The sequence below is a fragment of the Halorhabdus rudnickae genome, assembly GCF_900880625.1.
Classification (GTDB): Archaea; Halobacteriota; Halobacteria; order Halobacteriales; family Haloarculaceae; genus Halorhabdus; species Halorhabdus rudnickae.
Genome location: NZ_CAAHFB010000001.1, coordinates 2,023,997 through 2,043,670 on the forward strand (window position 1 = coordinate 2,023,997; position 19,674 = coordinate 2,043,670).

17 protein-coding genes are annotated in these 19,674 nt (G+C 62.6%); 10 read left to right on the forward strand and 7 right to left on the reverse strand.

Features of this window, described 5'->3' with window-relative positions; translation table 11 throughout:
• Window positions 1-121: 121 nt before the first annotated feature.
• On the forward strand, window positions 122-286 hold the full coding sequence (locus tag BN2694_RS17095) for a hypothetical protein (protein ID WP_167880003.1): 165 nt from the start codon (window positions 122-124) through the stop codon (window positions 284-286).
• Window positions 287-500: 214 nt separating this feature from the next.
• Here the strand turns inward: BN2694_RS17095 and BN2694_RS10200 are convergent, their stop codons facing one another.
• Window positions 501-719, reverse strand: coding sequence for a hypothetical protein (locus BN2694_RS10200; protein WP_135664790.1), 219 nt, complete (start codon window positions 717-719; stop codon window positions 501-503).
• A 404-nt stretch (window positions 720-1,123) separates the two neighbouring features.
• Between BN2694_RS10200 and BN2694_RS10205 the strand changes: the two genes are divergently transcribed.
• A complete protein-coding gene (locus BN2694_RS10205; RefSeq protein ID WP_135665556.1) occupies window positions 1,124-3,493 on the forward strand; it encodes a DEAD/DEAH box helicase in 2,370 nt (789 codons plus the stop codon).
• A gap of 64 nt (window positions 3,494-3,557) precedes the next feature.
• Here BN2694_RS10205 and BN2694_RS10210 read toward each other — a convergent pair whose 3' ends face one another.
• The 3 genes from BN2694_RS10210 to BN2694_RS10220 form a co-directional block, all read right to left on the reverse strand.
• Complete coding sequence (locus tag BN2694_RS10210) at window positions 3,558-4,199, reverse strand: HAD family hydrolase (protein ID WP_135664792.1); 642 nt, start codon at window positions 4,197-4,199, stop codon at window positions 3,558-3,560.
• 291 nt (window positions 4,200-4,490) lie between these two features.
• The gene (locus BN2694_RS10215; protein WP_394346578.1) at window positions 4,491-5,066 is read right to left on the reverse strand and encodes an LURP-one-related/scramblase family protein; all 576 of its coding nucleotides are present in this window, start codon (window positions 5,064-5,066) and stop codon (window positions 4,491-4,493) included.
• Between the two features lie 202 nt (window positions 5,067-5,268).
• Window positions 5,269-5,580, reverse strand: a complete 312-nt coding sequence (locus tag BN2694_RS10220; RefSeq protein ID WP_135664798.1) for a thermonuclease family protein — start codon at window positions 5,578-5,580, stop codon at window positions 5,269-5,271.
• A 128-nt stretch (window positions 5,581-5,708) separates the two neighbouring features.
• Here BN2694_RS10220 and BN2694_RS10225 point away from each other — a divergent pair, with 128 nt between their 5' ends.
• The 3 genes from BN2694_RS10225 to BN2694_RS10235 all read left to right on the forward strand — a co-directional run bounded on the left by BN2694_RS10225 (window position 5,709) and on the right by BN2694_RS10235 (window position 9,379).
• Window positions 5,709-6,464: an endonuclease NucS domain-containing protein gene (locus BN2694_RS10225; protein WP_135664801.1), complete on the forward strand. Its 756-nt coding sequence runs from the start codon at window positions 5,709-5,711 to the stop codon at window positions 6,462-6,464.
• Window positions 6,465-6,512: 48 nt separating this feature from the next.
• Window positions 6,513-7,559, forward strand: a complete 1,047-nt coding sequence (gene endA, locus BN2694_RS10230; RefSeq protein ID WP_135664804.1) for a tRNA-intron lyase — start codon at window positions 6,513-6,515, stop codon at window positions 7,557-7,559.
• Window positions 7,560-7,768: 209 nt separating this feature from the next.
• Window positions 7,769-9,379: a tryptophan--tRNA ligase gene (locus BN2694_RS10235; protein WP_135664807.1), complete on the forward strand. Its 1,611-nt coding sequence runs from the start codon at window positions 7,769-7,771 to the stop codon at window positions 9,377-9,379.
• 61 nt (window positions 9,380-9,440) lie between these two features.
• Here the strand turns inward: BN2694_RS10235 and BN2694_RS10240 are convergent, their stop codons facing one another.
• Window positions 9,441-11,228: an alpha/beta hydrolase family protein gene (locus BN2694_RS10240; RefSeq protein ID WP_135664810.1), complete on the reverse strand. Its 1,788-nt coding sequence runs from the start codon at window positions 11,226-11,228 to the stop codon at window positions 9,441-9,443.
• Window positions 11,229-11,430: 202 nt separating this feature from the next.
• Between BN2694_RS10240 and BN2694_RS10245 the strand changes: the two genes are divergently transcribed.
• The 4 genes from BN2694_RS10245 (at window position 11,431) to BN2694_RS10260 (ending at window position 17,391) form a co-directional block, all read left to right on the forward strand.
• Window positions 11,431-12,885: an MATE family efflux transporter gene (locus BN2694_RS10245; protein WP_394346584.1), complete on the forward strand. Its 1,455-nt coding sequence runs from the start codon at window positions 11,431-11,433 to the stop codon at window positions 12,883-12,885.
• Window positions 12,886-13,621: 736 nt separating this feature from the next.
• Window positions 13,622-15,127, forward strand: a complete 1,506-nt coding sequence (gene pheS / locus BN2694_RS10250; protein WP_135664815.1) for a phenylalanine--tRNA ligase subunit alpha — start codon at window positions 13,622-13,624, stop codon at window positions 15,125-15,127.
• Window positions 15,127-16,851, forward strand: coding sequence for a phenylalanine--tRNA ligase subunit beta (gene pheT, locus BN2694_RS10255; RefSeq protein WP_135664818.1), 1,725 nt, complete (start codon window positions 15,127-15,129; stop codon window positions 16,849-16,851). Before pheS ends, pheT begins: the two co-directional genes overlap by 1 nt.
• Before the next feature lie 321 nt (window positions 16,852-17,172).
• A complete protein-coding gene (locus BN2694_RS10260) occupies window positions 17,173-17,391 on the forward strand; it encodes a hypothetical protein (RefSeq protein ID WP_135664821.1) in 219 nt (72 codons plus the stop codon).
• A 30-nt stretch (window positions 17,392-17,421) separates the two neighbouring features.
• Here the strand turns inward: BN2694_RS10260 and BN2694_RS10265 are convergent, their stop codons facing one another.
• Window positions 17,422-18,474 carry a quinone-dependent dihydroorotate dehydrogenase gene (locus BN2694_RS10265; protein ID WP_135664824.1) on the reverse strand — a complete coding sequence of 351 codons (1,053 nt, stop codon included), beginning with the start codon at window positions 18,472-18,474 and terminating at the stop codon, window positions 17,422-17,424.
• Between the two features lie 31 nt (window positions 18,475-18,505).
• Window positions 18,506-18,703: a hypothetical protein gene (locus tag BN2694_RS10270; RefSeq protein ID WP_135664827.1), complete on the reverse strand. Its 198-nt coding sequence runs from the start codon at window positions 18,701-18,703 to the stop codon at window positions 18,506-18,508.
• 252 nt (window positions 18,704-18,955) lie between these two features.
• Here BN2694_RS10270 and BN2694_RS10275 point away from each other — a divergent pair, with 252 nt between their 5' ends.
• Window positions 18,956-19,267: a non-histone chromosomal MC1 family protein gene (locus tag BN2694_RS10275; RefSeq protein ID WP_135664830.1), complete on the forward strand. Its 312-nt coding sequence runs from the start codon at window positions 18,956-18,958 to the stop codon at window positions 19,265-19,267.
• Window positions 19,268-19,674 lie beyond the last annotated feature (407 nt).

The window sequence follows — 19,674 nt, forward strand, 5'->3', positions numbered from 1 at the left end:
ATTGGCCATTCGGTCACAATCTTCCTCATAGCGTTCTGCCAAACCAGATTGCGTGAGCGGCCACATCGGCCATCCGCGACAGAAACGCCTATGCGGACGCCGCCCCCTCAACGAGACACGCGTGGCAAAACAAGCCGAGAGCGCCAGCGAGGTCGCCGTGGCGGACGTGTTGCCCGAGTTCGCCGATGCGTTCCCTTTCGAGACTTTCAACGCGATGCAGGCTGAGACGCTGCCGGCCCTGCTGGAGTCCGACGAAAATGTCGTTGTCAGAGTACCGACCGCGTGAATGTTCTCTCCCCCATTCTCGCGTTGTCTTTGGATCGCCCGCCAAGATTTGGTCTGGGATTTGATCTCGACATCTGTCCAGATATCTTTCAGCGATTCGCGGGCCACACGCTTTTGCTCCCGCTCGGCTGTGGCATCGCCGAGTAGCCGGTGAGCATCCTTGACATTGAATCCCGTTCGTTGCCGAGCAAGACCAAATCATCGAAAATCATAGCTCAGAGACGATCTTCTACGCGAGATAAAGCGGTATCGTATAGCTCAGAGACGATCTTCCACGCGAAATATAGCGGAATCGCATAGATCAGTCCGAGGGCTATCAAAGTAATGAAGGCCCCCAAAGATGGAACGTCACCTGGATGTGGATAGAGTTCAATGTATATTAGAGCTAAAAACCAGAGCTCGCCGCAATTGAAAATGAATGCTTCGGTATCCATTGTGTCTCTCAAGTTAAATAGGCGTGTTCAGTATTTACTTTTTTAGAGCGTCTTCTCCCTACCCCAGAAAACCCGGCAATCGAAGCGACAGTTGTCTTGAGAACCGATCGTCGGATCGTTTTACGAGACATATTCTGGTCTGCTATACTGGAAAGCCATTTTGGTAGTTCAATTAGTGTATATTAAGGGTTGTCATTTGACAATCTCATCCTTCTCTATTCTATGGCGAGACCATCATCGAATAGCATGAGTTGTTCACCGTGCAGGCAATCTCTACATCGTGGCATTCCTTCACACCAGATTGAATGACTGAACACACTAGCCAACCCTGGACAGAAACGCCTATGCACGGCCCGCCCCCTGTCTGACCCACAGTGGCAGAGCCAGTCGAAAGCCGAACAGAGGTGCCCGTCGCCGATGTGTTGCCCGATTTCGCCGACGCGTTCCCCTTCGAGAGCTTCAACGCAATGCAGGCCGAGACGCTGCCGGCCCTGCTGGAGACCGAAGAGAACGTCGTCGTCAGCGCGCCCACCGCCAGCGGGAAGACCGCCGTCGCCGAGGTCGCTATCTCGAAGACCATCGACGCCGACGGGACGGCCCTCTTTCTGGCTCCTCTCAGAGCTCTCACCAACGAGAAGGAGAGCGAGTGGGAGCGCTTCGAGGAGCTGGGCTACTCCGTCTATGTCGTCACTGGCGAGCGCGACCTCAATCCGCGCCGGGCCGAGCGCGCGGACGTGCTGGTGATGACTCCCGAAAAGGCCGACTCGGCGACCCGCAAGCACGACTCTCGGCGGTACGGGTTCGTCACCGACGTCGACTGCGTGGTCATCGACGAGGTGCACCTGCTCGACGCCGACCGCCGCGGGAGCGTCCTCGAAGTCACCATCTCTCGCCTCCGACGACTCTGTGACCCACGGATTGTCGCCCTCTCGGCGACGATGACCAACATCGACGACGTCGCCGAGTGGCTCGATTCGCCCCCCGAGAGTACCTTTGCCTTCGGCGACGACTACCGGCCCGTCCCGCTCAACGCCGACGTCAAGACCTACAGCCACGGCGAGAACGCCTTCGCCGACAAATATCGGCGGCTCTACCGGGCGCTCGACCTCGCCGAACCCCACCTCCGGGAGGACGGGCAGGCCTTGGTGTTCGTCTCCTCCCGCCAGGACACTGTCCAGGCCGCAAAGAAGACCCGCGACGAACTCGCCGAACGGGACATCCCTATCGGCGCCCGCGGGGACTACGATTTCCACAACGACGCCTCGGAGTTGAACAACAATACGCTCCGGCAGTCGGTGCTCGATGGCGTCGGCTTCCACCACGCCGGCCTCTCCCGGGAGGACAAGAATCGCGTCGAAGCGTGGTTTCGCGAGGGGAAACTGGACATTCTCTTCTCGACGTCGACACTTGCATGGGGCGTCAACCTCCCAGCCCGCTGTGTCGTAATCCGTGATACCAAATTGCACGATCCACTGGAGGGTGAGGTTGATATGAGTCCGCTCGATGTCCTCCAGATGCTCGGGCGGGCAGGGCGGCCGGGATACGACGATCAGGGCTATGCGTGGGTGATTACCGATCGTAGCGAGGCCGACAAGTACCGGCAACTGCTCCGGGACGGCAAGGAGATCGAGTCCCGGTTGGCCGAGAGTCTCGATGCGCATCTCAACGCCGAGATCGCGATGGGGACGATCGGCGATCTGGACGACGTGCTGGACTGGCTCGAAACGACCTTCTACTACGTCCGTGCGGGGAACGCGCCCGACCGGTACGAGGCCGCCGGATCGCTCCGTGAGCAGGCCAGTTCGACGCTTCGGGGACTGGTCGACCGGGGGTTCGTCGAGATGGACGACGACCTCCGGGTTTCGGCGACCGCGCTGGGCCGACTCGCCTCGCGGTTTTACCTCCGGCTCGATACGGCCCGGCACTTCGCCGACCTGGCCGAGGCCGCGAGCGAGCAGGAACTCGGCGAGCGCGACGTACTTACCGTCGTCGCGGGTGCCGGCGAGTTCGACAGTGTCAGCGCCCGGACCGACGAACGCGACGCCGTCCGTGCGGTGCTGGGTGAGGCGAGCGATCCCGGCACCGTCGTCGACGTCGATCTCGATGCCGGTCAGCGGAAGGTCCTGGCGATCCTGGAGGCCAGCACCCGCGGGACGACCCCGGCCGAACTGCAGAGCGACGCCTGGGTCATCCGGCAGAACGCGATGCGCCTGCTGGCGGCGCTGCGGGCCTTCCTCGACGAGTTCGATGGCTCGCGGGCGGCCAACCTCGCCCGCCGGGTCGAGGCCAGGGTCGAACACGGGATCGGGAGCGACGCTGTCGGCCTGACGGCCATCGACGGCGTCGGTTCCGGGCGGGCGAGTAAACTCGCCGCCGAGGGGTTCGCTACGCCCGCCGACGTGGTGAGCGCTGGCGCCGACGCCCTCGTCGATGTGGGTCTGAGCGAGGGCGTGGCCGAGCGCGTCCACGACAGCGCTGGGGAGTTACCCGCTATCGATGTCGAGTGGGGCGAATTCCCCGAGACGATCGCCCGCGGCGAGAACGAGATGTGCGAGGTAAGCGTCCGGAACAAAAGCGGCGGCGCACGGGCCGGCGTCCGCGTCACCGTCAACGGTGTCGAAATGACCGCGAGCGAGACCTACCTTGGTGAGGCGACGCTCCCGGTTGGCGTCTTCGGTGGCGATGCTGAGGCACTTCAGTTCGCCGTCGAGGTCGCGTTCCCGGAACTCCCGCTTCGGCCGGTCGTCGAGACGCGGACGGTCGCGGTGAAGTGAGCTAATCACGACAACGTCCGCCATCAGTTCCGTGTTTGAATACAGGATCCGTGACGATACTGGTCTAGAGCCGCTCGACCAATAGCTCCCGCAGCTCGTCGATGTCCTCGGCGACCACGTCCGGGATCGAGCGATCGATGCCGTTGTGGACGCCAGTGAAGCCGATGGTGAACGCGCCGGCGGCTTTCGCTGCCGACGCCCCGTTCGTCGAGTCCTCGATGGCGATGCAATCGGCCGGGTCCTCGCCCGCCAGTCGCCCAGCCCGCTGGTAGACGTCAGGCGCTGGCTTGCCTGCTTCGACATCGGCGGCGCTAACGATCGCGTCGAAATCGTCTTCCAACTCGAAGCGGTCCAGAACGACATCGATCCAGTGGTGTGGCGAGGAGGTCACCAGCGAGATGCCGTGGCCGTCGGCGCGAACGTCTCGGAGCAGTTCGGGGACGCCAGCGACAATATCGGCTTCTTCGCCGTAGATTTGGCGACCCGCCGCCTCGAACAGCTCGAGGAACTCCTCCTGAGAGATGGCCGCACCGTAGTTGTCGTCGAGGTAGTCGTAGATCTCGCGGTAGTACATCCCCGTCGTCTCCTCGGGCGGAACTTCCTGGTCGGGGACGACTTTCGGGTAGATGTCCTCGCTCTCGTGGCGCTTCCAGTGGGCCTCGGAGCTGATTATCACGCCGTCCATGTCACAGAGGACTGCAGTCATACCCGGACGTACGTCAGCGTGGACAAAGCGGTGGCGGTTCGACGTCAGGCGGTGACGTGTCTCGCCGGCCCCGATCGCCATCTCCTGTCGTACGCGCTGCCAGCGAGGGGCTCTGAATGGCCGTTGTTTGAGCTGGGATCGACAGTGTACACCCCAACGCGCTCTCGTGCGGTCCGACTGGCCCGGTCGAACTGATCGATACGGCACCCCACCTGTGGGCACTGGTCGATGCTGTCACGGGCGAGCCAGTCCGGGCCATGCAGTGATCCGCCTGTCGGCGTGTTCTCGATCTCAGTTCTCCTGGATCGCGTCGACGACCATCGCCGCGGCGACGATCGGTTCTTTTGGGACGTCGCTCGCGTCGTCGATGACGATATCGTACTGATCTTTCAGCGAGAACTGGCCCTCGATCCGCCCGACGTGATTCCCGTCGAGGTCCGTGATCTCGTACTTGTGTGGGATCCAACCACCGAACGGGACGACCGACCGGGCCAGAGTGACGGTCGCACCACGCGAGTTGATCTCGGCGAGTTTGGCCTCTGTCCGTGCGTCCCGAATCTTCCACGTATCTTGGAAGATCGAGTAATCGTTGTCGAGGATGACGAGTTCCTCGCCAGTCCGGGCGTCACTGAGGACGTAATCGCCGGCCACGTCGAGGATGCCGCCCGCTTTCACCGTGAACACCTCCTCGCCGTTGGCGTCGACGAATGGGAACTCTTCTTTCATCTTGAACATTTTCTGCTTGCCGCGGAGGACGACGTTGCCACGGCCGTCCTCGGCTCGATACTTGTTTCGAATCAGTGACTGGACAACGGTGTAGCGGTCGCCGGTCAATTCGATGCCCTGGATGGCGTATTTGCCGGTCATACCCATCGTAGTCTCGTCTTGGTATATAAATGTCGACGTGCCACGACGTAGGCGAGCAACCGACCGTACCCGCCGCGGCCCGCCGCTTCGCCGGTGACGATCTGCACTTCTTTGCCGGCCAGTCGCTGCTCGGCGAACCCGCTCGCGTTTTACCCCACCCGCGGAGCCACGCCCGTCCCGCGCCTGTGTCGGGAACCCTGTCTCACTCTCCTGGGGCCACTTCGGCATAGGGTTCCGACGTGTCCACGCCCAGCAACCGGATCGTCTCGCGGGTGCCGTTCGCGTATTCGATTTCCATTGTGTCGCCGTCGACCACTTCGACGACCGTGGCGGTCCTGCTGTCGCCCGACGGGACCGTCGGTGAGCTCGAGCCGTCGGAGGGCATTTCAACTGTCGTTTCCCCGCCGAACGCTGGTGACGTGGCCGTCTGGGCGTCCGGCCCGGACTCGGGCAGTCCCGTACAGCCGGCGAGCACCACGCCCGCGATCACGACGGCGACGACGCGTCTGCGCATACTGCTTTCAGATGGACCGGAAGCACGAACGTTCGGACTCTGGGTGCGTGGAGGTCCTTTCCCGTTGGCCCCGGTAACGATCAGAAACCGGCCGCGCGTTTATATCGGAGAGTGAGGGCAGCCGGGGTATGCACGATGGTATCCACGTCGTCGCCGGGGAGTGTACGACTACCTTCGAGGGTTCGCGCGTCCGCGAACACGAACAGTGCGGACAGGTCCTGGTCGTCGTCAAGCCCGACAACACCGTGCTGGTCCACGACGCCGAGGGGTATCAGCCGGTCGCCTGGCTCACGCGTGCGGAGACGGTGACCATCGACCGCACCCACCTCGCGGCCAGTGATGGCAACCAGCGTCTCGAAGTCACCATCCACGAGGAGACAGCCAGCGGTCGCTACCCTGTCAGTGCAGCCGGTACGCCGGTCGGCGAGTGCCCGGACTGTGGGGACGCCCTCGTTCGCGTCGCCGACGCCGTCGTCTGCACGGGCTGTGACGCCCGGCACGGACTGCCCGGCGACGCCGAGATACTGGACGATCACTGCGACTGTGGCCTCCCCCGGATCCGCGTCGAGCGCGGCCGCGCCTTCGAGGTCTGTGTCGACCGCGAGTGCGAATCGATGGACGAGGCAGTCGCCGGCGTTTTCGATCGAGAGTGGGACTGTCCCAACTGCGAGGGTGACCTTCGGGTCCTCCGGCGTGGCGGTCTGCTGGCGGGTTGTGAGCACTATCCTAACTGTGACACCGGTTTTGCTTTTCCTGCCGGCGTGGTGGTCGAGGAGTGTTCATGTGGGCTCCCGTTGTTCGAGACCGCCGGCGGCAAGCGCTGTCTGGACGCCACCTGTGAGGCCTGGCACGAGGTCGGTGTCCAAGCAACCGACGGGCAGTGATTCGACTTCGATCGTAGCGCCTTTGACCGCCCGCCGGCAGGTCGGACCATGGAACTGGTCTTGGAAGAGAACACGGTCCGGGGCAACGGCGAGGCCCGCGAGCGGTTCTACGACTCACGGGGCTACGGCCGGGCCGACGCCGGCGGGCTTACCCTGGCCCCCGTCGAAGCCGCCCACCTCCTCTATCGGGGCGACATCCAAGCCGTCCGCGACGCCGACAGTGGCGATTCGCTCGCCTTCCGAGCATTGCTTTCTTCGGCTGCCGTCTCGGAAATCGACTTTCTGGTCTACAAGGACCTCCGGGATCGGGGGTTCTATCTCTCGCCCGCCCGGGAGGGATGGGTCGACGATCCCACGGGGGCGGATTTCGTCGTCTATCCGCGCGGACAGGGTCCCTGGGACGACGATATTGCCTACCGCGTCCGGGCCGAAAGCGAGCGGACGGCCATCGACGCGGCCACGTTGGGTGATAGCGTCCTGGCGGTCGTCGACGAGGAATCGGCGATCACTTACCTCGAAACCAGCCGTCGTGAGATCGACGGGTCGACCGCGGTCGACCTACCGACCGGCGTTGGGGCCGACTTGCTGGGCGATCGGGTACTTGTCTGGAGTCCGCCCGAAGCGCTCTATCACGAAGGGTTCTACGGACAACCGCTCGACGACGAAACTGGCGATCCCCTTCAGCTATCGCTGATCGAGGCCGCCGCGCTGGCCGGTCGTGGCGTCATCGACCTCGCGGACGGCGAGGCTGCGATCGTCGAGTGTGGCCGCGAGGTCGAAGGCGAGCGCTTCGACCGGCGGCTGGCTGTCTATCGTTCGCTCCGCGAGCGTGGCGTCGTCCCCAAGACGGGCTACAAATTCGGTGCTGACTTCCGGACTTACGCCGACGTCGAAAGCGTCGATTCGCTTGGCCACTCCGAGCTGCTCGTGCGGGTGTTGCCGGCCGATCACGCCTTCTCGCCGCGTGATCTCGCCCTGGATGTACGCCTGGCTCACGGCGTCCGGAAACAGATGGTGTTCGCGTTGGTGACCCGCGCCGACAATACCGATTCTCCCCGGATCGAGTGGCTCGAAGTCGGTCGACTGACGCCGTGAACGACCGATGGAAAACCATTAAACCTCTGCTGGTGGAGACCTACGCATATGGCGTCCACTTCCCCCGACATCCGTCGCTGGCACCCTCGGGAAGTGGACAGTGTCGCCGTCGCCGGCTGGCGGGCGTAACTCGCCGCCCGGCGGGCGACGCTCCCTCCGCTTTCTCGGCTCGGTGGCCTCAAGCACTAATCATCCAGACTATCACAGCAATGACGCGAGACACACACTCCGACGACGAATCGCCAGACGACCGACGGTCCGAGTCGACCGACCCGAAACTGCGGCCCGACGGCGGGGCGGCCGCCGGTGCCGACGACACGACGCTGGACCCGTGGGGTTCCTCGACTGTCTCCGATTATCGCAACCTCTTCGAGGAGTTCGGCATCGAGGAGTTCGAGGCGTTACTTCCCGAGGTACCTGACCCACATTATCTGATGCGCCGAGGGGTCATCTTCGGCCACCGCGACTACCGGCCCATCGCCCGTGCCATGCGCGAGGACGAACCTTTCGCTGTTCTCTCGGGCTTCATGCCGACCGGTGACCCCCACATCGGACACAAACTCGTCTTCGACGAGATCATCTGGCATCAACAGCAGGGCGGGGACGCCTACGGTCTCATCGCCGATCTGGAGGCCCACGCCGCCCGCGGGCTGACCTGGGACGAGATCGACGAGCACGCCAGAGATTACGTCCTCTCACTGCTCGCACTGGGTTTCGACCCCGAAGAGGGGACCCTTTATCGCCAGTCCGAGAACCGGGAGTTACAGGATCTGGCGTTCGAACTCGGCGTGGAGGCCCGTTTCGCCGAGTTCGAAGGCATCTACGGCTTCGACGGCGAGACTGACGTCTCTCACATGCAAAGCGTCGTCACACAGATGGCCGACATTCTCTACCCGCAACTCGACGAGCCGAAACCGACCGTCATTCCCGTGGGTCCCGACCAGGATCCCCATATGCGGCTGGCGCGTGACGTGGCCGCCCGGATGCGGTACTTCGGCGTTACAGAAGCGTATGCCTCTTTCGAGACCGACGACGCGGAACGCCAACTTATCGCGGAAGCCTACGAGACCCTTTCGGAACAACACCCCGACCAGACCGTCCGGTGTGGCGACGCCGCAACCTACCTCGACAATGGGCGGGATCGCGACGCGACCGATCCCGACACCATGATCGTCGATCGCGTCATCACGATGCTCCGGGAGGCGGGCAAGGAACCCCTCCGTCCCCGGGTCCGGTTCCTCGATCGCAACGCCACCGAGGAAGCGTTCGACACCCTCATCGAAGCCATCGACGGCGAGAAGCGCGTCTACGACGAGCATATCGACGTGTTCGACCTCTCCCGGGAAGCGGCCGAGGAACTCGCCCGCGAGGTCGAACTCGATCACGGTGGCTATGGCTTCCTCCCACCGTCGTCGATCTACCATCGCTTCATGACTGGGCTCACCGGCGGGAAGATGTCTTCGTCAGTCCCGGCGAGTCACATTAGCCTGCTGGACGACCCCGAAGACGGCTACGACAAGGTCCGGTCGGCGACGACGGGCGGCCGCGAAACGGCCGACGAACAGCGCGAACTCGGCGGCAAACCGGACGAGTGTCCAGTCTACGAACTGTACGCCTACCTGCTCGCGGATGACGACGACGAACTCGCGACGGAGGTCTACGAGGAGTGTGCCGGTGGCGAACGGCTCTGTGGCGGCTGTAAGGAGCAGGCGGCCGAACTCATGGAAGCGTTTCTCGGGGATCATCAGGAGAAGCGCGAGGAGTGGGCCCAGAAACTCGACGAACTGGACATCGAATTCGACTCCGATCGGAACCGGTGACGGCCCGGGGTGTCGGATCGTCGCCGTTCCAATCGACGTGAGACGAGCGGACAGACCCTGATTAGAAGATCGCTATCGGGTAGTGGGTGGCCGTCCCGGCAACGATGACCCAAGTCACGAACAGCGCGTTCGTGAACGCGCCCGTCCAGATACGTCCCGTCTTCCGGAAGAAATACGTCGAGATTAGCGGTGCGATCGAGAGCAACACGAGGAACTGGAAGGCGAGGATCGTCAGCAGGTCCACGCCGGCCGTCAGGAAGTTACTCATCAGATGGCCGGTCGTGACCATCCACCCGTACTGGACGGCAAGCAGGAGGACGAACGGCCCCCCGACTATCGCCCAGTTTGTCGCCATCTCCCGCCGGACGGACGCATAGCCGTCACGCGGCCGTAACTCGCCGTGTAGCAGGATTCCGAGCGCGACGAAGAACACAGTGAACGGGATCAGATACCGCAGGACGATCCAAAACTGGAAGGTCTCGAGTGGTCGGATCCCGAAGACCCAAAAGCGAAAGCCCTGTCCGGTCAGGTATTCGGTGATCGAGAGCAGGAGGTACAACCCACCGACGATGCCGATACTCGAAAGCGCTGCCCGCCCGATCGTCCGGAGGCCGGTATCGGTTCCTAGCCCGTATGACGCTCGAAGATCGGCGAACGATCCGTCCTTGGTATAGTGGAACACGGCAAAGCCCACTAGGATCACGATCGCGTTGAACGTCGCCCACACCGCGACGCCGGTCGTAATCTCCTGGGGCAGGAGCGAACTCGCCGCAAAGGTGCTCTGGCCCCATTCCTGGAGGTGATAGTAGGTCAGGATCGGCAGGAAGAACGCGACGAGTGCCGTACCGATCCGAGCAACCCCTTCGAGTCCGACCGATTCGGGCAGTTCCCGGCTGAATCCGGCCGAGCGATCGTACCGTTCGACAAGCAGCGACCCGAGCGGGAACATGAACACGATGCCGCCGAGCATCGCCAGCAACGTGCCCAGTTCCTTGAAGTACCAGGTCTGATCGCCGGGTGGCAGCGGGTCCTCACCATCTAAGGTCGTCTGGAACCACTCGATCGAGTCTGCGGTCGCGGTCGGCGAGAGGTGCAGCCCTGGATGGGTCGTCCCCGGCGTAATGAGTTTTCGGGCCGTCCCGTCCTCGATACTTCCGTAGACGCGCCCTTCTTCGACGGTGCTGTCGGTCCCGAAGACGCTCTGCAACTTCCCACTGTTCTCGACGTTCCGTGCCTTGTTTAGTTCCCACATGTAGGGGAACTCCTCGTACTCGCCGTAGTCGACCAAGAGATTACGCGGGAATTCGGGAGTTCCTTCGGGTGCACCGAACGACCCTGTGGACGATCCGTACAGTACCATCGACTCGTAGCCGTCAGGGTGGACGGCCGCCGCAGCGACGCTTGCCCATCCGCCCATCGAGTGGCCTTCGAGGCCAATATTGTCCGTATCGACCATCGACAGCGACCGGAGGTACTCCAGGGCCGGCGGGCCGCCGAACCCGTGGGCGAACGCCGGCGGATCGGATCCCCCGTGGCCGGTCTGATCGACCGCCAGGACGACGAACCCGCGTCTGGCGTACTCGATCGCGAACGGCGATTGAGTCTCGTGATAATTGATGTAGCCGTGTGTCGCGAGGATCGCCGGCGCCGGGTCGGCCGTCGAGACACCGGGAGGGACGTACAGCTCTCCGGTCATCATCGTCCCGTTCGTTGCCTCGAACTGAACGTCCCGGACCTCCACCGTCTGGCCGTTCGTCTCTACCCAATAGGCTGTACCACTACCGACCAGAACCAGCACGAGTGCAACGATGAACACCGTCGTTCGTGCATCGAGATCAGTAACCGCCATCCACAGCCAAATCCTATCCCATATTATATAATTATTGTTGTGTGCCGTTCTGGGTGGTCGGTTTGCCCGGCCACTCCGCTTCAATGAAAGTCACCAACTCACTCGGCCCTTTCGAGATAGGAAGGTCTTTTTCCGCCGACGAACTACGTCCGCTCACTTCGTGTCACGCCTTCCGCTTTCGATCGACAGCGCCGTCCAGTCGATCAAGCGCGTTGGTTCTCGCGTGAATCCCGTTCGTGGCGTCATTCTCTTGCTCGGTCTGGGGCTTGCTCGTCTCGGGTTGATCGACGCCTCGCGGGCACGCCGAGCGACGGATCTCTCCTGGCCGCGCGTTGTCACCGGGATCGCCCGGATGTCGAAAAACGCCGCCGACGTCGCCATGGTCGGGGCGGCCTCGGGGATCGTCGCCAATCCCGCGATCTCCGGGATCGGACTGGCCGGCCCGTTCTGGGGTCTGGCTTTCGCTTTCGGCGGTGGGTTCGCGGCCGGGACGATCGCACTTGTCTCTCAGCGCTTTGGTGCCGAGGAGTTCGCCCAATTGAGCCAGGCCGTCCGTTCGAGTTTCTTGGTCGTCGTCACGGCGACGATACCCATCGGCGCCGCGTTCTGGCTCGTCCCCCAGGAGCTCATCGGCCTGCTGAACAGCGATCCGCAGGTCATCACCTATGGCGCGACGTATCTCAAGATCCTCGGACTGGGCGTGCCCTTTGCCGGACTCAACCTCGTAGGAAGCCGCGTGCTCATCGGCGCTGACGACGCCCAGATTCCCATGATCCTCCGAGGTGGCGGTGCGGTCCTGAATATCGCCCTCAACGCCGTGTTCATCTTCGGTCTCGGGCTGGGCGTGGCTGGTGCGGCCTGGGGGACTGTCCTGGCGAACGTCATGGTCACGTCGTTGTTCGTCGTCGGCTTGATCGTCGGCTGGCTTCCCCTCATCGGGCAGTTCCCGGTCTCGGTCTCCCCCCGAGGGACGTACATTCACTGGGGGGACGTCACCGACATCGTCTCGATCGGGACGCCCGTCGTCGGCCGGAACATGACCTGGACGGTCGCTCGTTTCCCCATGCTCGCAATCGTCGGGATGTTTGGAACGACGACGCTCGCGGCCTATACCGTCGCCCGGCGTCTCTGGGGGCTGATGAACGTGCCCGGCTGGGGCTTCGGGCTTGCGGCGTCCAGTCTAGTGGGCCAGCATCTGGGGACCGACGACGAGGAGACCGCCGAGATCTACGGCCGAGAGATCGTCCTGATGGCGGTCGCGACCTACACCGTCTCGGCAGCGATCGTCGCGCTGGTCGCCCATCCTACTGTTGTCCTGTTCGGAACCGAGGCCGGGGCCGTCCCGATCGCCGTCGGCCTCGTCTTTGCAGCCTGTGTTGCGATCATCCCGCAAGGAGTCAACAGCACTATCGCCGGAGCCTTAGACGCCACCGGCGACACGAACTGGCCGTTCGTCTACCAGGCTCTCGGGGTGTTCGTCGTCTCGATCCCGGCGGCCTACCTCGGTGCAACGACCACGATCGGCGTCTGGGGACTGTATATCGCCTTCCTCGGCGAGACGCTCGTCCCCGCGGTGGGCAACTACTACCGCTTCTCGACGGGCAAGTGGAAGGCAATCAGTCGGGAGTACCGCCCCGAGACGGCTCTGGACGACTGATTGCCGACCGCGACGGAACGTTCTCTGGGTCCAGTGATCAGGCCACGGGCGTTTTCGACGCCATTTGATCGCGATAACTGCCGATCAATGAGATGAAATTGAAAAAACTCATTTGAATTGGTTTCGTCACTATCATACTGGCTCCCAAACAACCCACGACGGGACACACTGGTGTCACGATTTCGTGAATCCAACGACAACCATGGCAGAAACGAATGCGTCTAATACTGGTATCCGGAAGCTCTTGTACGTCCTTTTCGCGATTCAACTCACGATCATTGGTGCAGTGGTCGAGCCATTTTGGCCACTTATTGTCGCTGGCGTCGTCATAAGTCTCATCGTAATAATCAGTCCGTAGGTATCGAAGCAGATCCCGGAGACGTTTGTCTTCCGTTGGGGATCACCCTCCATTTCGACTGGGTCGTGCAAGATCATCCGTCCACAGAACTGTCTGAAAGCCGCACAGGTGGGCTGATCGGTACGGTCACAGGACGGAACGTTTTTGTGTGGGTGCTCACCAACCCTGTGGTATGGCACCGGACGTCCACGCTCGGTGGACCGCCAGTCAGCCGAGAGCCGCTCGGGCGTTCGGCTTTTTCGAGGGGTTCTGACGATCGGTGGACTCCCCGCATTCGGGAAACTGAGTCGGGGACGAAACCGATCGCCCGGGTTCTTCGCCCGCAGGGCCGAGTGAGAACCGTTAACTGAGCAACCCCAGTGTATCCGACAACAACTGATGGAACTCCCGACCGACCAACTCGCGGTCCTGGAGGCCGCGAGCGCCGACGACAGACGCACCGTTGCACAGCTGAGCGAGGAGACGGACCTCGCCACGGCAGCCGTCACGCGGGCCGCTTTCGAACTCGAAGCCGAGGGTCTAGTCTCCGTCACCGAAACGACCGACGAATCCGTCTCGCTGACCGACGAGGGTCAGTCGTATCTCGACGCCGGCCTGCCCGAACACCGCCTTTATCGGGCCGCCATCGAGCAGGGGGCCGACGAGCATGCCGTCTCGATGGGCCAGGTCATCGGCGCCGCCGATCTGGGCGGCGAGGCCGTCGACATTGCGCTGTCGAATTTCGCTCGGAAGGGGTACGGCGAGATCGAATCCGGCGAGATCACTGCCGATCCCGACGCTGATCTCGGTGCTGATGCGGAAGCGAGCGCCCTGGAGGCCATCGACGCCGGCAAACCCGTCGATGACGACGACGCTCTCGATCAACTCGACCGGCGTGAGCTGATCGAGCGCTCCGAACGAACTGTCCGATCGGTCGAACTCACCGACGCGGGCGTGACGGAACTCATGGCCGGCGTCGAGGAAGCCGAACGGGTCGATCGACTGACCTCCGATCTTCTCACCAGCGGCGAGTGGGAGGACGTCGAATTCGCCGACTACAACGTCGAAGCCGACGCCGAGGCGATCGACGGCGGGAAGATTCACCCACTACGCGGGATGGCCGAGCGCGTCAAGGAAGTCCTCGTGGGCATGGGCTTTGAGGAAATGGAGGGGCCTCATGCCGACGCGGAGTTCTGGATCAACGACGCGCTGTTCATGCCCCAGGATCATCCCGCGCGCACGCACTGGGATCAGTTCGCACTGGAGGTCCCGCCGATGGACAACCTGCCCGCGGAAATCCGCCACGATGTCGAGCACGCCCACCGCGAGGGCGTCGGAGAAGACGGCGAGGGCTATCACTCGCCGTGGGGTGAGGAGATGGCCCGTCAGATCGACCTGCGTGGCCATACTACCTCTCTGTCGGCCCGTCACCTCGCTGGCGTCGCGAAGGGTGACCTCGAACCCCCGCAGCGCTTTTTCTCCGTCGAGAAGGCCTATCGCAACGACGAGATCGACTCGACCCACCTGCTGGAGTTCTTCCAGATCGAGGGGTGGGTGATGGCCGAGGATCTTTCGGTGCGGGATCTGATGGGGACATTCACGGAGTTCTACGAACAGTTCGGGATCACTGACCTGGAGTTCAAGCCGACGTACAATCCCTACACGGAGCCGAGTTTCGAGCTGTTCGGCGAACATCCCGTCACCGGCGAGGTCGTCGAGATCGGCAACTCCGGGATCTTCCGGCCCGAGATGCTCGACCCTCTCGGCGTCGAGTGTGACGTGATGGCCTGGGGACTTGCCCTCGAACGACTGATGATGCTGGTCACCGGCGCCGAGGACATCCGTGATGTCCACGGGACGCTGGTCGACCTCGACTATCTCCGCACCGAGGAGGTGCGTTACTGATGCCCACTGTCGACATCGACACCGACGAACTCCGGACGCTGACCGGCCACGAGGAGAAGAGCGACGCCGACCTGCGCGATGATCTCTTCGAACTGGGCCTGGAGTACGAGGGCGAGACCGAGGACGGTGAGCTGCGCTTCGAGTTCGAGCCCGACCGGCTGGATCGTCTCTCCGTCGAGGGGGTCGCCCGGTCGCTGCGCTACCAGTACGGCGACGATCGCGGCATCTACGTCCCGAACACTAACGATCCCGACTGGACGATCCGCGTTGAGGACGTCCCCGAGGATCGACCCTACGTCACGGGTGCGATCGTCCGCGGGCTGGATCTCGACGAGGCTTCCCTGGACTCGTTGATCCAGCTTCAGGAGAAGCTCCACGCGACGATGGGTCGCAAGCGCGCGAAGGGTGCGATCGGAGTTCACGATTTGACCATGCTCAAGGGGGGATCGGCCGGTGACAGCGAGAAGTCCATCCGCTACACCGGTATCGACCGCGACGGCGAGGAATTCGTTCCACTCGAGGGCGACGAAGCGATGACGCCGGGCGAAGTCCTCGAAGGCCACCACATCGGCACGGAATACGCCGATCTGGTCGCCGACTACGACACCGTCCCGGCGATCTACGACTCGATCGGGCTGTTCTCGTTCCCACCGGTGGTCAACGGTCGCCGGACCGAGGTCTCGACCGAGTCGCGAGACCTCTTCATCGAGATGACCGGGACCGACCAGTGGACGATCGACCACATGCTCAATGTCGTCTGTTACGCCTTGGACGCCCGCGGCGGGACGATCGAAGAGGTCCGCGTCGAGTACGCGAACGGCCCCGAGGAGTACGGCACCGAGCTGGTTCGTCCCGACTTCTCGACGAAAACCAAGACGGTCGCTCACGACCGGATCGAGCGCACGCTCGGGATCGAGCTCGCGGCGGAAGACGTGATCGACCTCTTCGAACGATCCGGACTGGACGGCGACGCTACTGAGGCCGACGATGGGCCAGGCTACGACGTGACGATCCCGCCCTATCGCGTCGATGTCCTCCACCCTGTCGACGTGATCGACGACGTCGGGCGTGCTTACGGGTTCAATGAACTCGAACCGCGTTACCCCGAGGTGGGGACGATCGGCGGCCGACACGAGCGCGCCCGCCTCGAAGAGGCCGTCCGGACTACCCTGGTCGGACTCGGTTTCCAGGATCTATTGAACTTCCACCTCACGAGCGCGGACGAACTGCACGATCGCATGGGGGTCGATCCGGGGACTGCCGTCCTGGGCGGCGGCGATCCCGTCGCGGTCCGCAACCCCTACAGCGAGGACTACACGGTCGTCCGGACGTGGTTGCTTCCCTCCATTATGCAAGTGTTCTCGAACAACACCCATCGCCGCTACCCCCAGGACCTCGCGGAGGTCGGGTTCGTCGCCCGGCGAGACGACGAGGCGGACACCAGCGTCGCCGAGGCGCGACACGTCGCAGGTGCGCTCGCGCGTCACGACGTCTCCTACGAGGACGCCAAGGCACGCCTCCAGGCGCTGGTTGCGGAGTTCGATGCCGACCTGGCGACCCCACCCACGGAACATCCGTCGTTCATCGACGGTCGGACCGCCACCGTCGAGATCGACGGGGAGGCGGTCGGCGTGATCGGCGAAGTGCATCCCGCAGTCCTCGTCGAACACGATCTAGAACTGCCAGTGGTCGCCTTCGAGTTCGAGCTGGTAGCGTTGCAGTAGCGGTTTTTCGCCACCGGGAGAGCAAGCTCTCCCGAGCCCACACTCACTTCGTTCGTGTGGACCACGCTTTTCGCGTGACGGTTCGCTCGTGACCGTTTGTATCAGCACGCAGGCCAGGACCGATGAGTTCCAGCTGCATCCGGATATTGGGTGGTCATATGTTCATGTATTTGGGAAAATGTGGTCGTGTGATGTGATATGTGCCGACAATGGTGGTCATTTCATTCGATTCGCGCTCCTGTTTCACGGTTTGGCCAATATTTCCGGTACAGTCCGGTATTTGTGTGTTCCTCTCTCATACAGAAACAGGAGACACAGCGTATGTCAACGACCGACGAATCCGGTTCTGAGGCGACGTTCGATCCCTCGGCGGACGTGCCGGGCGAGGGCCCGTCTATCGAACTCGACCGGGCCTACGACGATCGTGAGGACCCCTCGACGATGACGGTGTTTCCGGTCGACGCAGAGTGGCCGGAGATCGGGACGACCTGGATCAGCGTCGATGTCGAGCACGCCGTTCCGGCGAGTGACTACCGCTGAGCACGGTCGCAGTTCAGTTTTCCAAAGCAATCAGAGATCTACGCCGACCGCGTCCTCGACGCTGTCGAAGCCATCACGTTCCAGTAGCGTCGCCAGACCTCGATTGACATTTCGGGCAACAGTCGGTCCACGATAGATGAAGCTCGTGTAGATCTGAACCAGGCTCGCGCCGGCCCTGATCTTCCGATAGGCGTCGGCCGCCGTGAACACGCCACCGACACCGATCACGGGCACGTCCGTCCGCTGGGCAACGAACCGAACCATCTCCGTCGCTTCGTCTTCGAGGGGTTTCCCCGAGAGGCCACCCTTCTCGACGCGATCCGGGCTCGAAAGGTTCTTCGGTCGGTCGGTCGTCGTGTTCGTCGCCACCACCCCGTCGAGGTCGTATTCGTCGACTAAATCGAGGGCGTCTTCGACGGCGGGTTCCGGCAGATCCGGCGAGAGCTTGACCAACAATGGACTTGCGCCGGCCTCCGTCAGCGCGGCGAAAATATCTGCCATCGAATCCCGGTTTTGCAACTCTCGAATGCCCGTTGAATTGGGGCAGGAGATGTTGACGACGTAAAAGTCACCGTGGCCGGCCACCCGTTCGTAGGTCTCACGGTAATCGTCAGCAGCCTCTCTCAATGGTACCGACTCGGATTTTCCCAGGTTGACGCCGACGGGGTGCTCCACGTCCGTCTCGGCCAGGCGCCGACCGAGGACGGCTGCACCCGGGTTGTTCAACCCCATCCGGTTGATGATCGCCTCGTCTTCCACTAGCCTAAACACGCGCGGGCGCGGGTTGCCCTCCTGAGGCTCGGCCGTTATGCCCCCGACTTCGACGTGGCCAAAGCCCAGCGCTTGCAGGGCGCCCGGCGCCTGACCTGTCTTGTCGAAACCGGCTGCGACGCCGATGGGATTCGGGAACTCCTGGCCGAACGCCGAGACTTCCAGCCGCTCGTCCTCGACGACGAACGTTCGCTTCAAAATCGCCTCGAGAACTGTCCCATCGACGACGTGGAGCCCACCGTGAGCGAGCCAGTGAGCGGTCTCGGGAGAGAGCTGAAACAACAGCGGCTTGGCAATGTCGTATAGTGTCATGAATCGGATGGGTTCCCTGCCGTCGACGAAATTAGAACTCGTGTTCGACGTCCTCCGGGTTCGCCTTCTGGATGATGATCTTGCTGTCCCGAACCCGTACGAACACCTCGTCGCCGATCTCCAGTCCGGCGACGGCCAGCTCGTCCTCGTGGAGATTGATGTGGACGTTGTGGTACTCCCCGTCTTCGTCCTTCGCGCCACTCGGGCTGAGCTTCTTCTTGCGCACCATCGCGGTATCTCACCCTGTGGCTCGCCGGACCATACACTTAAGTTTACCGTGCCGGCTCCAGTTCACGTGCTGTCCGGTGGCGCCCCTTCAGTACCGCGCGCGAGCGCCGAAATCCCGGTTCTGGTGGGTGTTTTCTCCAAATACCGTGGTCCTTCTGTTCATCAGATAAATACTTTGTGTCGCCTGCCCCCCAAGTCGGGGGGTATTTTTATAATGGGTCATGTTCTGAGTTGACATGGAGAGTCGAAAACCATGGCACGCGATACGGACAAGCGTAACTTTGCGCTGCGCGAGGAGGATGGTACAGAGTCGAGCGTCTTTTCCGGGGGGACTCCTCGGCAGGCCGCTCTGAAAGCAGCACGTCGACTCGACCCAGCACCGAGTGAGGACGACGCGGACCCGGAACCGATCCGCCTCCGCGAGAAAGGCACCAAGAAAGTCCACGTCTACGAGGGCTGGGCCTGGGAACAGGAAGCACCCGATGACAAGCCTGACTGGATGCCGGGCGACATCACGAAAGGTAACGTCTCCAAGCAGGGCGTCGAGCATCTCGAAGAGATCTGATCGGGGTTTCTTCTCAGAACCTTTCTTGCATATCAATCGCAAGTCGATACTCTCTCGGACATCGACGGACAAGTCAGTCTGCGCGGCTCCCACTCGACGTGACTGTTCGCGCACGATGCGCGGGATGACCGCTCGACCTCCGGCCGCGCAACACCATTTCTGTACAGTCTCGTCTCTCTCGTTCGATCTCCGATCATCGCCGGGAGTGTGCTAAGGTAGGTCATCCCGATCCGCTTGTAATCGCATGACGTGGCGGGTCTCCTTCGACGGGCTTAAGTATTAACCTCCCATCTGAGTAGATACGCAGCGACGAAGGGCGGTCGACGCCCCTCCGGTCGCGTCGTGCCACTCGCGTGGTGCGATTCAATCCGACGCCCTTAAGTGTAACAGGGCACTTCGGTTTGAAT

What these genes read in the sequence shown, in the direction of transcription:
- BN2694_RS10200 (WP_135664790.1), bottom strand. Translation starts at nt 719, where the DNA reads ATGGATACCGAAGCATTCATTTTCAATTGCGGCGAGCTCTGGTTTTTA.
- BN2694_RS10210 (WP_135664792.1), bottom strand. Translation starts at nt 4,199, where the DNA reads ATGACTGCAGTCCTCTGTGACATGGACGGCGTGATAATCAGCTCCGAG.
- BN2694_RS10215 (WP_394346578.1), bottom strand. Translation starts at nt 5,066, where the DNA reads ATGACCGGCAAATACGCCATCCAGGGCATCGAATTGACCGGCGACCGC.
- BN2694_RS10220 (WP_135664798.1), bottom strand. Translation starts at nt 5,580, where the DNA reads ATGCGCAGACGCGTCGTCGCCGTCGTGATCGCGGGCGTGGTGCTCGCC.
- BN2694_RS10225 (WP_135664801.1), top strand. Translation starts at nt 5,709, where the DNA reads ATGCACGATGGTATCCACGTCGTCGCCGGGGAGTGTACGACTACCTTC.
- endA (WP_135664804.1), top strand. Translation starts at nt 6,513, where the DNA reads ATGGAACTGGTCTTGGAAGAGAACACGGTCCGGGGCAACGGCGAGGCC.
- BN2694_RS10235 (WP_135664807.1), top strand. Translation starts at nt 7,769, where the DNA reads ATGACGCGAGACACACACTCCGACGACGAATCGCCAGACGACCGACGG.
- BN2694_RS10240 (WP_135664810.1), bottom strand. Translation starts at nt 11,228, where the DNA reads ATGGCGGTTACTGATCTCGATGCACGAACGACGGTGTTCATCGTTGCA.
- pheS (WP_135664815.1), top strand. Translation starts at nt 13,622, where the DNA reads ATGGAACTCCCGACCGACCAACTCGCGGTCCTGGAGGCCGCGAGCGCC.
- pheT (WP_135664818.1), top strand. Translation starts at nt 15,127, where the DNA reads ATGCCCACTGTCGACATCGACACCGACGAACTCCGGACGCTGACCGGC.
- BN2694_RS10260 (WP_135664821.1), top strand. Translation starts at nt 17,173, where the DNA reads ATGTCAACGACCGACGAATCCGGTTCTGAGGCGACGTTCGATCCCTCG.
- BN2694_RS10265 (WP_135664824.1), bottom strand. Translation starts at nt 18,474, where the DNA reads ATGACACTATACGACATTGCCAAGCCGCTGTTGTTTCAGCTCTCTCCC.
- BN2694_RS10270 (WP_135664827.1), bottom strand. Translation starts at nt 18,703, where the DNA reads ATGGTGCGCAAGAAGAAGCTCAGCCCGAGTGGCGCGAAGGACGAAGAC.
- BN2694_RS10275 (WP_135664830.1), top strand. Translation starts at nt 18,956, where the DNA reads ATGGCACGCGATACGGACAAGCGTAACTTTGCGCTGCGCGAGGAGGAT.